This window comes from Halobacillus sp. ABR2_026 (genome assembly GCF_056158545.1).
The window spans coordinates 3893814-3908565 of sequence record NZ_JBSWTM010000001.1 but is presented as its reverse complement, the minus strand read 5'-3'; the positions used below and the strand labels follow the sequence as shown (position 1 = coordinate 3908565).

17 protein-coding genes are annotated in these 14752 nt (G+C 44.4%); 9 read left to right on the top strand and 8 right to left on the bottom strand.

The features are described from left to right. Positions 1-11: 11 nt before the first annotated feature. Positions 12-773: an SDR family oxidoreductase gene (locus ACXADE_RS19720; RefSeq protein WP_474982122.1), complete on the top strand. Its 762-nt coding sequence runs from the start codon at positions 12-14 to the stop codon at positions 771-773. 17 nt (positions 774-790) lie between these two features. Here ACXADE_RS19720 and nei read toward each other — a convergent pair whose 3' ends face one another. The 5 genes from nei to ACXADE_RS19695 form a co-directional block, all read right to left on the bottom strand. Next, positions 791-1624 (bottom strand): endonuclease VIII, encoded by an 834-nt coding sequence (gene nei / locus ACXADE_RS19715; RefSeq protein ID WP_474982121.1) that lies wholly within the window; start codon positions 1622-1624, stop codon positions 791-793. An 18-nt stretch (positions 1625-1642) separates the two neighbouring features. Then, positions 1643-2512, bottom strand: coding sequence for an SDR family oxidoreductase (locus ACXADE_RS19710; protein ID WP_474982120.1), 870 nt, complete (start codon positions 2510-2512; stop codon positions 1643-1645). Positions 2513-2604: 92 nt separating this feature from the next. Continuing rightward, positions 2605-3072, bottom strand: coding sequence for a hypothetical protein (locus ACXADE_RS19705; RefSeq protein WP_474982119.1), 468 nt, complete (start codon positions 3070-3072; stop codon positions 2605-2607). Positions 3073-3095: 23 nt separating this feature from the next. Continuing rightward, positions 3096-4082: a DUF3231 family protein gene (locus tag ACXADE_RS19700; RefSeq protein WP_474982118.1), complete on the bottom strand. Its 987-nt coding sequence runs from the start codon at positions 4080-4082 to the stop codon at positions 3096-3098. Continuing rightward, positions 4054-4284, bottom strand: a complete 231-nt coding sequence (locus ACXADE_RS19695) for a hypothetical protein (protein WP_474982117.1) — start codon at positions 4282-4284, stop codon at positions 4054-4056. Before ACXADE_RS19695 ends, ACXADE_RS19700 begins: the two co-directional genes overlap by 29 nt. A gap of 105 nt (positions 4285-4389) precedes the next feature. Here ACXADE_RS19695 and ACXADE_RS19690 point away from each other — a divergent pair, with 105 nt between their 5' ends. From ACXADE_RS19690 to ACXADE_RS19680, 3 genes are read left to right on the top strand one after another with little or no spacing between them, the layout of a single operon-like run. After that, on the top strand, positions 4390-5898 hold the full coding sequence (locus tag ACXADE_RS19690; RefSeq protein WP_474982116.1) for a spore germination protein: 1509 nt from the start codon (positions 4390-4392) through the stop codon (positions 5896-5898). After that, positions 5891-7000 carry a GerAB/ArcD/ProY family transporter gene (locus tag ACXADE_RS19685; RefSeq protein WP_474982115.1) on the top strand — a complete coding sequence of 370 codons (1110 nt, stop codon included), beginning with the start codon at positions 5891-5893 and terminating at the stop codon, positions 6998-7000. The genes ACXADE_RS19690 and ACXADE_RS19685 overlap by 8 nt, the downstream gene beginning before the upstream one ends. Beyond that, complete coding sequence (locus ACXADE_RS19680) at positions 6997-8079, top strand: Ger(x)C family spore germination protein (RefSeq protein WP_474982114.1); 1083 nt, start codon at positions 6997-6999, stop codon at positions 8077-8079. The genes ACXADE_RS19685 and ACXADE_RS19680 overlap by 4 nt, the downstream gene beginning before the upstream one ends. Before the next feature lie 66 nt (positions 8080-8145). On the opposite strand, the gene splB is transcribed toward ACXADE_RS19680, so the two are convergent. Together splB and ACXADE_RS19670 are read right to left on the bottom strand one after the other, a co-directional pair. Continuing rightward, positions 8146-9174, bottom strand: a complete 1029-nt coding sequence (splB, locus tag ACXADE_RS19675) for a spore photoproduct lyase (RefSeq protein WP_474982113.1) — start codon at positions 9172-9174, stop codon at positions 8146-8148. Continuing rightward, positions 9168-9428: a transcriptional regulator SplA domain-containing protein gene (locus tag ACXADE_RS19670; protein ID WP_474982112.1), complete on the bottom strand. Its 261-nt coding sequence runs from the start codon at positions 9426-9428 to the stop codon at positions 9168-9170. The genes splB and ACXADE_RS19670 overlap by 7 nt, the downstream gene beginning before the upstream one ends. Positions 9429-9595: 167 nt before the next feature. On the opposite strand from ACXADE_RS19670, the gene ACXADE_RS19665 reads away from it, so the two are divergent. From ACXADE_RS19665 to ACXADE_RS19645, 5 genes are all read left to right on the top strand, one after another. Beyond that, positions 9596-10117, top strand: coding sequence for a GNAT family N-acetyltransferase (locus tag ACXADE_RS19665; RefSeq protein ID WP_474982111.1), 522 nt, complete (start codon positions 9596-9598; stop codon positions 10115-10117). A gap of 566 nt (positions 10118-10683) precedes the next feature. After that, a complete protein-coding gene (gene noc, locus ACXADE_RS19660; RefSeq protein ID WP_474982110.1) occupies positions 10684-11547 on the top strand; it encodes a nucleoid occlusion protein in 864 nt (287 codons plus the stop codon). 116 nt (positions 11548-11663) lie between these two features. Then, the gene (locus tag ACXADE_RS19655) at positions 11664-12437 is read left to right on the top strand and encodes a ParA family protein (RefSeq protein ID WP_474982109.1); all 774 of its coding nucleotides are present in this window, start codon (positions 11664-11666) and stop codon (positions 12435-12437) included. After that, positions 12418-13266, top strand: a complete 849-nt coding sequence (locus ACXADE_RS19650; RefSeq protein ID WP_474982108.1) for a ParB/RepB/Spo0J family partition protein — start codon at positions 12418-12420, stop codon at positions 13264-13266. Before ACXADE_RS19655 ends, ACXADE_RS19650 begins: the two co-directional genes overlap by 20 nt. 73 nt (positions 13267-13339) lie before the next feature. Further along, on the top strand, positions 13340-14044 hold the full coding sequence (locus ACXADE_RS19645) for a DUF554 domain-containing protein (protein ID WP_474982107.1): 705 nt from the start codon (positions 13340-13342) through the stop codon (positions 14042-14044). A 4-nt stretch (positions 14045-14048) separates the two neighbouring features. On the opposite strand, the gene yyaC is transcribed toward ACXADE_RS19645, so the two are convergent. After that, the gene (gene yyaC / locus ACXADE_RS19640; RefSeq protein WP_474982106.1) at positions 14049-14675 is read right to left on the bottom strand and encodes a spore protease YyaC; all 627 of its coding nucleotides are present in this window, start codon (positions 14673-14675) and stop codon (positions 14049-14051) included. Between the last annotated feature and the right edge of the window lie 77 nt (positions 14676-14752).

Below are 14752 nucleotides of genomic sequence, written 5' to 3'. Positions count from 1 at the left end.
AGGGGTAGCATATGTCAGATCATTTATTTCGTTTAGATGGAAAAGTAGCGGCCATTACCGGTGGAACGAGGGGGATTGGTCGAGCAGTAGCTATAGGTTTTGCCGAAGCAGGAGCAGATGTAGCCTTATTACAGCGCAACACTTCCCAGCTTGATGTGAAACAAGAAATCGAAGCACGAGGGCAAACGTGTTATATCATCCCTTGCGACCTGACCGACAAAGAGCAGGTGAAAGAGGCTGTTCCTTCTGTAGTAGAAGCATTCGGCCGAATCGATGTATTAGTCAATGCGGCCGGTATCCAGAGGCGGTCCGATGCTGTCGATTTTTCAGAAGAGGATTGGGATGACGTGTTAAATATTAACTTGAAAACTACGTGGACCCTCTGTCAGCAGGCAGGACGCTACATGGTGGCAAATAAAAGTGGAAAAATTATCAACTTTGCATCTCTGCTTTCCTATCAGGGAGGAATTCGAGTACCAGCCTATGCTGCCTCGAAAGGGGGAGTTTCTCAATTGACGAAAGCTTTGTCCAATGAATGGGCAAAAGAAGGCGTCAACGTGAACAGTGTTGTCCCAGGCTATATCGCAACAGATATGAACACAGCACTTATTCAGGATAAAGACAGGAATCAGCAGATTCTCGATCGAATTCCTGCAGGAGACTGGGGTAAACCTGAAGATTTCATCGGTGCTACTGTATTTCTGGCATCTGAGGCCTCCAATTATATCCATGGCCATCAACTTGCTGTTGATGGAGGTTGGCTTGGAAGATAAAGAAAATCCCGCCCTTTTCAAGAAGGGGCGGGATTTTTTTGACAGGCGGGGCAGTAATAGCAGCGCCTGGATGCTGCTCGGAATTTAATGATTTCTGTCCCATCAATCCGACAGGGCTGTCCTTCTCTGTTGAAGACCCAGTGCCTGTACTCGTAACGTTTCTTTCCTTGTTTTTTTAATTCTTCCGCAAGTGCTGGGTCATTTGTGATTCCTTTATGCTCATACGACCGCCACATCAGTTCGATACTTGCTTCTGCGGCCTGACGAAGCTGTTCTTCTGTACAATCCGACGGCTTGGCAAAAGGGGAGATGCTGGCTGCGAATAGAATTTCACTGCGCAGGTAATTGCCGATGCCTCCGATAAAGCTTTGATCCAAGAGCAGAGAGGTCCATTTTCGATTTCGAAATTTCTTATCTTTAAAGCGATGGTAAAGGTCTTCTGTGCTTACTTCTTCACTTAGTATGTCCGGTCCCACCCTTGCAAGAAAGGGATGTTCCGCTTCTTCTCCGTTCGTCAGAACTTCGATATCCGAAGCGCTATAGAGAAGAGCGGACTTCTTTTCATTATGGACGGCAAGACGAAGCTGTCGGTTTGTCTTTGGATAATTATAGGCATTTCTTACATACCACTTTCCATACAGCTGATTATGAGAATAGATGACATGATCATTGTCGAAACGAATGAGCATCGCTTTTCCTTTCGTATCTACTCTTGTAACTTTGGCGCCCCGTAATATTTCCTCATAGCCTTGTAAATGGTCAAAGGCAAAATGGATATCGATAACGGGTTTGTTCTTTAGTGCTTTTTCTACGTGATCGGCTGCTTTTCTTATTTCAGGTCCTTCTGGCATCTGGTTCGTTCCTTTCAATCAGCTTGATGTAAACATTCCACCATTGATGTGGATGAATTGCCCAGTCATGTACGATGAGTCGTCGGAGGCAAGCAATACATAGCTTCCTACGTGTTCGACCGGCTGTCCTGGTCTTCCCATCGGCGTGTTGGTCCCGAATTGTTCCACTTTATCCTCAGAGAAAGTGGCTGGGATGAGCGGCGTCCAAATCGGGCCGGGAGCCACCCCATTCACGCGGATCCCTTTGTCCACCAATTGTTTAGCCATGGAACGGGTAAAGGCAACAACGGCTCCCTTTGTCGCCGTGTAATCCACAAGCTCAGGGTTGCCGACATATGGATTGACTGAAGCTGTATTAATGATGGCACTTCCTCGTTTGAAATGAGGGATCGCTGCTTTCGTCAAATGGAACATGGAAAAAATATTCGTCCGGAAGGTGTTTTCCAATTGTTCGGTTGAAATGTTTAACAGATCATCGGTGGGGTGTTGCTCAGCCGCATTATTGACGAGAATATCCAGGTGTCCCAGTTCATTAACCGTGCGCTCGACCGCTGTTTTACAAATGGCTTCATCGCCGACGTCTCCTGGGATTAAAATCGCCCGACGTCCTTCTTCTTCTATCTTTTTCTTCGTATATTCAGCGTCCTCGTGTTCTTCTAAATAAGAAATGGCGACATCTGCACCCTCTTTAGCATAGCCGATGGCTACAGATCGTCCGATACCGCTGTCTCCTCCCGTGATTAAAGCGACTTTCCCAAGCAGTTTGTTTCCGCTTTTGTAATCTTCATCTGCTTGTAAGGGGAGGGGGTTCATCTCCTTTTCTACGCCGGGCTGGATGGATTGTTCTTGTCCCGGTTGACCGTTCGTTTGTCGTTGTTGTCTAGACATAAATGATCTTCCTCCTAAAATGATGTTTCTCATGTGATACCACCATTTTGGAAATATCAAACAAACCATACGAAAGGCCCTTCATAGAGTGACTATGAAGAGCCTGTTCTGCTGCGCTGGAGCAGTGATCGAACGAATAGACCGGTGATAATGCCTGGGATTAAGAAAAGGATAGGAAGCCATACGGGTCCAAAAAAGATACCTCCGACCTTAAAGACTGGAGAGTAAATGAGTCCAATTGTAACGGAGTAAGCACAAAAAGCGAAAGGGACAAATGTATATGGCGCACATTCTCCATCCGCTTTGCAATAAGCATCCCATACAGCGAACATGTAGACGCATGGGTAAAACATCAGCCATTGATAATCCGTCACTTGGATGGCTTTTTCAATATTTCCTTGGAAACTGTGGACGATCGCCATGTTAAAGGAGCTATTCAAGTTAAGGATCACTTCCAGAAGAATGAACGAGAGTCCTTTTATGACTTGGCCGTTCAACAGTTGTCCGAACCCGGGGAAAGCGATGCTCCATAGTAAAATTTCCAATCTTTTTTCTTTCATATCGATTCCTCTTCCGCTGAAAATTATTGGATGAGTTTCTCTCTATCTGGAGCTTGAGGGGGTTCTTCAAACCATCCATTGTGAATCATGATATCCAGACCTTCTTTGGAATACATGGCTGTTTCTAACATCAATTTATGGTAGTGGAATACAAGGTCATAGCGAAGACTTACAGCGGCACTGGCTGCATAATTCCCCTGCCCGGAAGAAGCAAGTACACTGATGAGATACATCATTAACCGATCAGAGAAGACTGGATCGGTATGAGTGGTCAGGAAATTGGCAGATACCATCGGTGTCATGATTCCGGACTTCTCCAAAAAGGAGGAAAAGAGCTTCCGGTGCTTCACGGACATCTTCACTCCTTGTTTCATGAATGTTTTCACCGATTTGTTTTTACTTGTTTGAGCAAAGCCAAGACAAAGGATTTCGCCGATCGTGTTGTTTTTTATATTTTCATATAAATGACTGATTTCCATCGCGTTCAACGACCGTTTGTTGAATGGATGATAGTACTTTTTCGATTCTACGTATTCTGTGTCTTTTTGAATAGCAATTTGTGGAGGTCTGGTGTAAATCCCTTTTTCAAGTCCTATGTTCACACATTCGTGGAAGAGCTGGTCCTGTTTACGGATCCGTTCACTGAAGAAATTTCGAACATCTTCCCGGGAAGATGCCCCTAGAGAAAAGCCATCAGAAGTAAGACCTGCCTGTCCCATGTGCTCAAGGAATGTGAGCATGAAAGCATCTGTGAAAAGCTTTGGAGCATTCGGGTTGAGGTCATCCAATGTGTATCCATTGGGAATGGGCAGATCAGCTTCTTCAAAGAAATTCCGGCAGTCTTCCATCCCTTTTTCCGCAATGGTTTTCGCCAAGCCAATGATCGGTTGAATGTCTTCATCCTTATGAGTCAGTTGGAAGTGCTGCAGAACCGGAATGGTCATGCTGTTCTGTATAAATTGGGTCCATAAGAGACCGATTTCATTGGCTGTCAGTGTTTTCTGGGACATATTGATTCCCCTCCTGTGAAGCTGGTGGCTGTACTAATTTCTTTTCCTTTACTTCATCTTTATATAAGAGGTAGCCGGGCAGGCAGATGAAGTTCAATAGAAAAATGTAAATCAAGAGTTTGGCTAACCAGTCGATGACGAACACAGTCGATACGAATACGAGCGCGATAATGATAAGCGGTGATAAATAGGCGTAAATCATGGTCCGTCCTCCTTGTCCTTTTTATCCTATCCGAGGAAGTATAAATTATTACGAAAAGAAGATGATAGAAGAAAGAAGTCAGATTTCTATTTGAAGGAGTTCGTCATGTGGAAATGGAAGCGGAAAGAAAAACAGCAGCCACAAAAACAAGAGACCAAGAAGCAGAGCGATACTCTTTCTGAATTTCTTCAAGTATTGAAGCAATCAGAAGATTTTGTTCATTACACATTGAGTGGTAGTTCAACGTGTACCATTTCTTACTTGAAAACGATGTGCGATTCTAAAATATTAAATCGGAGCGTATTAGCGACGCTGAACAGTCAATCCCTGCACAGCCTGGAGGAAATACAGGAGAAAGTGCCTGTCGAAAATATCCGTGTCACCTCTAAGCTGGATTTGATTGAAGAGAAAGTGATGTATGGATACATTATGATTCAATTGAAAGAAGGGGATGAAAAAGTCGCTTTAATTCCCTCCATTTCTTTGGAATCCCGTGAAGTCAGTATTCCTGAAGTAGAATTCAGTGTCGTCGGACCAAAAGAAGCTTTTGTAGAAACGTTGAATACAAACATCAACCTTATTCGAAAGCGTCTGCCTCTTCCACAGTTAACCATTAAAGAAATGAATATCGGAAAGATTACGAAAACACGGGTATCTGTCATTTATATCGACGGTATCGTTAATCAGGACAACGTGGATACGGTGTCCCAGAGATTGAGGGGAATTGAAATCGATCAGTTGATAGACAGCTCCTTCGTCACACAAATCATCGCTGATAATTCCAACTCCCCTTTTCCTCAATTGTTGGATACGGAGCGGCCGGATCGTGTCGTATCGAACTTGATTGAAGGGAAGGTTGCTATTCTTGTAGATGGATCGCCCCATGCCCTCACCTGTCCGACGACGGTCGTTGAATTTTTTGGAGCGTCAGACGACTATTTCCTTCCCTGGCATTTAGCGACCGCCTTCCGTTTGATCCGGTTGTTTGCCGTTATTTTCTCTGTTTTGAGTACACCGTTATACGTAGCCGTCCTCACTTACCATCATGAAATGATTCCGGCAGCGCTGATGGCGACCATCGTCTCCTCGCGTTCCGATATCCCGTTCCCACCGATATTGGAAGTGATCGTTTTAGAGCTGGCGATCGAGCTATTGAGAGAAGCAGGAGCCCGACTTCCGACAAAAATCGGACAAACGATCGGTATCGTAGGTGGTATTGTCATCGGGACCGCAGCTGTTGATGCAGGCCTGACGAGTAATGTGCTTCTGATTATTGTTGCTTTGAGTGCCCTTGCTTCGTTTACGACACCTGTCTATCAGATCGGCAATACTATCCGCCTCATTCGTTTTCCTTTCCTCATAGGTGCACAACTGTGGGGCTTGATCGGTGTATCGATGTGCATGGTTTATTTCATCGGCCATCTCATCAAATTGCAATCGATCGGTCGACCGTTTTTCGAACCTTTGTATCCCCTCCGGATTAAAGATTTAAAAGATGCTTTCATCCGCCTGCCGTTCAATAAGCAAACGGAAAGGCCGGTTCTGATGAGGACGGAGGATCCCCAACGAATGAACCCAACACGTGTTAATGCAAAGAGGGATATCGATGAATAAGTTGAACAACACGCAGGGACTGAACATCCCGGAAAATTATTTAGTAACGCCTGCCTATGTATTCTTTTTGATCCACAGTATGCAGGTCGGGGTAGGAATTCTCGGTTTTGAGAAGTATCTGGTCGAAAAAGCGGGATACGACGCCTGGATCTCTATATTGATTGCAGGTTTGATCCTACACATCATTATGTGGATGATCTATCGTCTGCTTCAAAATGATGGCGGAGACATCGTGCAAATTCACCGCAGCATTTTCGGTAAGTACATAGGAGGTTTTTTAAGCCTCCTATTTTGTGCTTACTTCACCCTGTTGGCGTTTACTGTCATCATCACTTTCATAGAGGTCATCAAAGTCTGGGTGTTTCCTGGTCTGCAGGTTTGGGTGTTCGCATTTGTCCTCATCCTGCTTGTTTACTATCTTGTGTCCGGTGGATTCCGCGTCATCACAGGAATTTGTTTGATCAGCGTTATTATTGGACTGCCGATTCTCCTGCTGAAATTCTTTCCTGTGCAGGCGGGGCATACGATGAATATCTATCCTATGATCAGTCACGATGTAACAGAAATTCTCGCCGCTACGAAACAGAGCGTCCTAAGCTTCATCGGTCTTGAGTTTCTTCTGATCTATTATCCGTTTATCAAAAATCCGGAAAAGTCGAAGAAGTGGGCGCACTTCGGAGTGTTTTTTACGACGATGATCTATCTCATCAGTGTTCTGGTGACGTTCGTTTATTATAGTGAAGAGCAGCTCAGACAAGTGGTTTGGGGTACGATATCCGCTTGGAAAATCGTTGAATTCCCCTTTATCGAGCGCTTTGAATTTGTCGGGATCTCCATGTGGCTTTACGTCATCCTGCCGAACATCTGCCTTGGGTTATGGGGGGCGACGAGGATCCCGAAGCGGGTGTTCAATGTGAAGCAGAAGTATGTCGTCATTCTATTCTGCATCGCGCTTTATTTTCCGGCGGTCCTTTTAGATTCCCGTCCAATCATCGATCAGGTCAATAACCTCTCTGCGCAGCTCGGATTCTATGTGCTTCTGTATATCCCTGTCTTATTGGTTTTGAAAATGATTTCGGATAAAGTGAGGAAAAGGTCATGAAAAAAAGAACCATGCTTTTAATTCTATTGTCTTTCTTCCTGTTGACGGGTTGCATGCCGAATAAGAGTGTGGAAGAAAATGCGATTGTTCAGATTGCCGGCTATGATGTAGGAGAGGATAAACGGATACAAGGGACGGTATCCATCCCTCAGTACGGAAAAAGCGAAGATAAACAGGCAGCCTCCGAGCTTTATTTGACCGTCGATGCTGATTCCACGAAAGATGTCGAAGTGGAGATTCAGAAACAGTCCTCGAAGCCAATATCTATCGGTAAACTTGCGGTCAACCTATATAGTAAGGCACTTGCAGAGGAGGATCTGTCAGAAATCATCGACGTGTTAAGCCGGGATCCCCGCCTCAGCAGGAATATGTACCTTGGGGTGGTGGACGGTTCTGCTAAAGATTTGATAGAAAGTGGATACACACAGGATGAAACGACTTCTAAACACCTGCAGGGACTGATCGAGAATAACACCCATCATAACTTTCCATCGACAAGTCTTCATGATTTTCTTTATTCGTATTATGCAGAAGGTATGGATCCTTTTCTTCCCATGCTTAAGAAAAGAGAATCGTTTGTCGAGTTATCCGGTGTTGCTTTTTTCAAAAAAGGGCTATTTGTCACAGAGGTGCCGGATTCGAAAATCTTCACTTTTAAATTGCTAAAGCAGAACTTCACAAAGGGGATGCAGGATGTCCCTTTTGAAGAGGGAACGATCATGATGGACAATATTGGTTCGAATGTGGATTACAGCATCTCAGGCCCGATTGATGAGTTGACCTTTAAAATAAAGGTCAACATAAAGGCAGAAGTCAACGAAATGTCTGGCGTAGGCCGTGAGGCTACCCCTAAATTAGCGAAAGATATGGAGGATGCGTTCGCTGACTACTTTAATAAGGAGACAAATGAACTCATCACCATGTTTAAGGAAAAAGGAATTGACCCACTAGGTCTTGGGAATTTTACAAAGACGCGGCGAAAGGATTTCAACCTCTCTAAATGGGAAGATCATTATTCGGATCTTAATGTAGAAGTGAAAGTCGATGTACACATTACGGAATACGGAATTTTCTCCTGAAAACATAGAGAAAAAAGGTCATCCGCTCTTGCAGCGGATGACCTTTTGACTATAGGCATGTTGGTTTCACGTGAAATATTCGAGACGAGCTTCTGGGAAATATTGTTCGATATAGCCGCCTAAAACGCGTTTCATCTCTTCCTGTTCATCTTTTTGATAGACATACTTTCCGATTCCGTATTTCCCCCATTTGTATTTGCGTTTCTCTTCATCCATTTCAAGCTTGGTCATCGGGTAATTTTTTTGGATGACCCGCTTTGCTGGTTTTGTAAAGCGATGCTGAATCAATTCGAACGTCAAATCATTCGTGGCATAGTCCGGCAGTTTGTCATGTAGCTTTTCGAAAAGGATACGGTACCCTTCTCTCCAATCGTCGTACAAGTAGATGGGAGCGATGATAAATCCGAGTGGATAGCCTGCCTTCGCTACCTTGGCGGCTGCTTCAATACGGTCATCCAGACGGGAGGTTCCGGGTTCCAGGTATTTGATGACATAATCAGCATTCATGCTGAACCGGAACCTCGTCCTCCCATTGTGTTTCGCATCAAGCAAATGATCGACATGTGCAAATTTCGTAACAAATCGAAGTCTTCCATATTCAGATTCACCGAAATATTCGATCGCCCGTTTCAATGAATGGGTCAAGTGATCCACGCCAACGATATCAGACGTACAGGAAGCTTCAAATCTAGTTTCCTGAGGAGCACGTTCTTTCATGTATTGTTCGGCAGCATCAAATACTTCTTCGATATTCACATAAGTACGAATGTAAGGCTTGCTGCCCATCGTAGTCTGCAGATAACAATAATGACAGTGTCCCATACACCCCGTTGCTAATGGAATGGCATACTCCGCTGAAGGTTTGGATGTGTCGAACTTCAGCGTTTTCCTTACCCCTACGACAAGCGTAGATTTGGCCATTCTATATTTTTGAAAATCGTTTTCACCAGGAAGGTTTCGGACTTGGTTATGGGAAGTCGTTTCCCTGATTTCTATTCCCATCCCATCGAACTTCTCTTTTAATTCGCGTCCTAAGGGATATTCGAGTGCTCTTGGTTCCATATAGACGAGTTCTGGAACGAATGGTTTTACCACAATTTCCCCTCCGATTCTACGCCTCCGCCAAAAGCATCGTAATAAGCACGTTCCGCTTCTCCTTCTGAAGCATAAATAGCGATATTTTCATCCAGTGAAAAATAAGTTTCGTATAAAAATAAAGCCAGCTCTCCTGGACGTTCTGGATTGTTTACGACCGCTGCCTCCTGTACATTAGCAACGTCATATGTGTGAGGGTTTCTATAAACCACATAAACAATATCTCCGGCTTTGTAGTTTTCCTGCATTTCCATCCAATCACCTGCTCTCATATATTATCAGTCCGGTCTCATAAGGCTGATGTTTTTCTAATCCTGCTCATTTTTCCACAAAACACGACTTTTATTACATTTTTTCCTAAATGGAGGAGTGTTTGATCCGAAACTAGAAGTAAGGTTTATAGCACTGGAGGAGGATGAAGATGGAGCTTGAGACAGGAAGACTTTACATGAGACCCTACACCAAAGATTTGGCGGCACAAGTGGTTGAATTAGCTGGAGACGAGGCAGTCGCAGCGACGACCTTTGTTCCGCATCCATATACACGGGAAGTGGCTGAGGAGTGGATTGCTCTTCATAAAGACTGGATCGACCAAGGGAAAGCTTTTCCTCTGGCTGTTCTTTTAAAAGAAAATCAGAAGCTTGTAGGGACGATGACCTTAAGGGTGGACGATCAACATCATAAAGGTGAGCTCGCTTATTGGATAGGAAAGCCTTATTGGAACCAGGGGTATGCCACGGAAGCAGCTTGCAGAATCATGGACTTCGGGTTTGAAAAATTGAAATTAAACCGAATTTGGGCAGCCGCCATCAGCAGCAATCCAGGTTCCGTGAAAGTGATGCAAAAAGCCGGTCTTAGTTACGAAGGCACTTTAAAACAGGACATTTATCACTGGGGAGAGTTTAAAGACCTTGACCTTTATGGGAAGATCAAACACCGCTGATTTGTTTCATGTGAAACAGAAGTTTCTTAATGAATTCATGTCGGATTTTGGGGCTTGTAAGAGGGGAGATCCTTCAGTCGCAGGAGGTTTGGATAAGGTGTCTGGTTATTCTTTATCCTTTGAAAGCAAACAGACGTATTCGTGGGATGTTGATAAAAAATAATATATGTTTGATTCATTAATAGGAAGCGGTCTTAATTGAGGGGTGTTTTTCGAATCTATGTAAAAGTAGAGTATAGACCGTTTAATTGCAATGCATAAGTTTGGGGCCAAGAGAAAATCTGTCGACGGAATCTGTCAGGAAAAGTCATGAATTCTATGTTGATAAACAGCGGAAAAATCTGTTTCCCGAGATGTGAAACCTGTGTTTTCGACAAAGGTGATCCTCAATTCTTCAATCTTGAAGATACTTTTCGTAGAGTAAATGTGATAAAATGAATAGAGAAATGAAAAACGGCATACGTACGCGCAGCAGTTGAGAAGCCTGCGGCGCTTTTTATATTTCAAAATATAACAGATCTACTAAAAAAAGCGTATGCTCGATCGTATAAAGGTGGTGTCTGATCGTGTTACATCCTTTTGGTCGTTTGTTTGGGCTGGGGGACAAACCGGATTCGGAGAATGACAACAATGAAGAAGGCTACAACCCCGATGAAGTTGTACAAGTTCCAGTCGAACGCGTGCAGCCTAACCGTTACCAACCTCGAGCGATTTTCAACAACGAGAAGATTAGCGAACTCGCCCAGACGATACATACGCATGGGATGATTCAGCCGATCGTTCTCCGTCGGTTAAATGATGAAGATTATGAATTGATCGCCGGTGAACGTAGGTGGCGTGCGGTCCAGTCCCTGGGCTGGGAAACGATCCCTGCGATTATCCGCGAAATGAACGATTCCCAGACGGCCTCTGTCGCTCTGATTGAAAATCTACAGCGGGAAGAGTTGACCGTCATCGAAGAAGCCGTTGCCTATGCAAAGCTTTTGGAATTGCATGGGATTACACAGGAGGCTTTGGCTCAGCGATTAGGTAAGAGTCAATCGACCATTGCAAATAAACTCCGGCTTTTGAAGCTTCCGGAATCGGTTCAGCAGGCGGTCATGGATAAGAAAATCACGGAACGTCATGCCCGGGCTTTGATTGTTCTGAAAGATGAAGAGCAGCAGGAAAAAGTTTTGGCTGAGATCATCGAAAAGCAATGGAACGTGAAACAGACAGAAGAGCGAATTGCTAAACTGAATGACCCCGCTCCTAAAAAGAAGAAACCGAAGATGAAAGGCGTCAATAAGGATATGCGTATTGCCATGAATACGATCCGCCAATCATTGACGATGGTGACGGATACCGGCATTGATCTTGAAACGGACGAAGAAGATCATGACGACTATTATCAGATCACCATTAAAATCCCTAAAGGGAAGAAAAAATAACAGCCTGAGCGACCCATCTTGACATATGTGGAGATGGGGCTTTTTTTAAGTCATTTTACCTAATAGTTTCAATAAAATGGTAGAATGATAAAAAAGATAGTGAGGCAGGTGACACCATGGGGAAAGTAATAGCAATCGCTAATCAAAAAGGCGGGGTCGGAAAAACGACGACAGCCGTCAATTTAAGTGCATGTCTGGCCTATTTGGATTATAAAGTCCTATTGGTGGATATAGACCCCCAGGGAAATGCGACAAGTGGAGTCGGTGTCGAAAAAGGCGTAACGGACCGATGCGTTTATAACGTCCTTGTAGAGGAAGTGAAAGCCGAGGAAGTCAAAACGTCTACGGTCGTTCGTAATCTTGATTCCATTCCGGCAACGATTCAGTTGGCGGGTGCCGAAATAGAGCTCGTGCCGATTATTTCCCGGGAAGTAAAGTTAAAAAAGGCCCTCGATGATATAAAAAGTGACTACGATTACATTCTGATTGACTGCCCTCCTTCTCTCGGTCTCTTAACTTTGAATGCTTTAACTGCCTCCGACTCTGTGTTGATCCCTGTCCAATGTGAATACTATGCGCTGGAAGGGTTGAGTCAGCTATTGAATACCGTTCGCCTTGTCCAGAAGCACTTGAATCAGGATTTGATGATTGAAGGGGTCCTCATGACAATGCTGGATGCCCGCACAAACCTGGGGATTCAAGTGATTGAAGAAGTTAAAAAATACTTTCAGGATCGAGTTTACCAATCCATCATTCCGCGTAATGTGCGATTGAGCGAAGCTCCGAGCCATGGAAGACCTGCGATTCTTTATGATGCCAAATCACGAGGAGCAGAAGTTTATTTAGATCTAGCAAAGGAAGTGATTGTGAATGGCGAAAGGGTTAGGTAGCAAAGGCCACGAGCCTTTAGGCGCTTTTTTCAATGCCATGACACCTACAGAAGAAATTCAGAACATAGCGATTAAAGAATGTCGTCCGAACCCTTATCAACCTCGCAAGCAGTTTGATGAAGAGGCATTGGAAGAGTTGAAGCAATCCATTGCAGAACATGGTATTTTGCAGCCTCTTATTGTTAGAAAAAGCATCAAAGGTTTTGAAATTGTCGCTGGCGAACGGCGCTTTCGCGCAGCACAAAAGGCCGGACTCACTCATGTGCCCGCCATTGCACGGGAGATGAGTGATGAACAAATGAGAGAGATCGCTCTTTTGGAAAACTTACAAAGAGAAGACCTCTCCCCTATTGAAGAGGCGAAATCGTACGAGCTGTTGATAAAAGAACTGGGGGTCACACAAGATGAACTTGCCAAGCGTTTAGGAAAAAGCAGGTCTCATATCGCGAACCTCATCCGCCTCCTGTCCTTACCTGTTGCTGTCACGGATAAAATCACGGAAGGCTCTCTCTCGATGGGCCACGGACGAGCCCTGTTAGGGGTTAAAAACAAGGACCTGCAATTGGAGTTGCTTCAGAAAATAGAAGCAGAATCACTAAATGTTCGTCAGGTTGAACGAATGATCCAGGAGATGGCGAACCGATCGTCGAAAAAGAAAGAAAAAAAGCCGCGAGATCTCTTTTTACAAGAGCGAGAGGAAAATTTACAAGAACGCCTGGGTACAGGTGTGAAAATTAATAAAGGGAAAAGAAAAGGTAAAATCGAAATCGAGTTTACGAACAACGAAGATTTAGAGCGAATTATCGCCCTTTTTGCAGATAAAGAATAAATAGCCCCTGGTTCTTTTCTGAAAAATCTCTTTAGATTCCTAGAACTAACGAAAAGATACTGGAGAGAATGCGATGGTTTTATTAGGAGCGTTAGTCAATGGTTTGTGTATATTGATCGGCACATTGTTCGGCTTGTTTTTTACGAAAATTCCAGAGAGATTTAAAGAGACGGTCATGTGCGGTGTGGGGCTTGTTGTCCTTACCATCGGTCTCCAGATGGCTTTAGAAACAGAAAACATCGTCATCGTTCTTCTCAGTCTGCTCTCAGGCGCGGTTATCGGGGAAGCGCTTCATCTTGAAGATAGGCTGGAGTACATTGGCCGCTGGATCGAACGGAAATTCACAAAACCTGACCAGACGTCAAGTGTTGCACAAGGATTCATTACGGCTTCACTTATTTTTGTAATCGGGGCTCTTTCAGTCATTGGCGCACTGGACAGTGGGATCCGGAATGACCATGAAGTTCTGATCACAAAAGGGATTATTGATGGTTTTGTTTCCTTGGTTTTGACCTCGACCCTCGGCATCGGTGTGATTTTTTCGATTCTTCCTGTTGTCCTTTACGAAGGGTCGATTGCCCTTTTGGCCACTCAAATCGATCATTGGGTCCCCCAGCAGATGCTTGACCTTTTTATTGTTGAAATGACGGCAACTGGCGGCTTGATGATTGTGGCCATCAGCTTGAATTTATTGAAGCTGACCACCATCAGGGTCGCGAATCTGCTCCCTTCCCTGCTCACGGTCGGGGTAGTGCTGGCCGTATCTCAATGGTTTTAAGTTTTTATTGAATGCTTTTTCTGTAATGTGCAGCAGAGGTGGTGAAAGAATGGAAAGGCTTCGTTTCCAAATGAACCTGTTTCCTCTTCGCTTCTGTTAATTGAATAGCAGCTGCTACTTTGGCTGCCATCTGCATGACGATATGCAGTCTAGTATTTTGCAGGACCACATGTTCCATAAACCCACTAACATTGACCATTCCGCTAATGTGTAGTTGACCTACAGGCGGAAGGTCTTTTTTTAATGCTGATCCAGGGCTTAAAGAACCTTTACCGAGAACGACAGAACCTACGGAAGACGATTTCCCCAGGCAGGCATCGACGGCAAGAATGTAAGGAGCTGGGTGTCTTTTTTTGATATCAGCGAGTCTGTCTTTCAGGTTCAATGCGTGCAAAGGATCTTCAAGTGTTCCATAAATATGGAAGGTATCAAGGTTATGGTCATGCAACATGGAACCGACCAAAGGCCCGAACGAATCTCCTGTTGATCTGTCCGTTCCGATACAGGCGATGACGATATCTTTGGAAGATGGAAGCCATTCTTGCAAGTACGTGCTCAGTAAATCGCTCATGGCTGGATCATCGGTGCTTACACGTTTCTCTTCTTTAGAAAACTTGTCCTTGAAATTCATAGCTTCTCCTCCAGACACATAGTAGTAACAGTATATAAGGTTGTCCGCGGTTCTATACGTGGCAAATACATAGATGT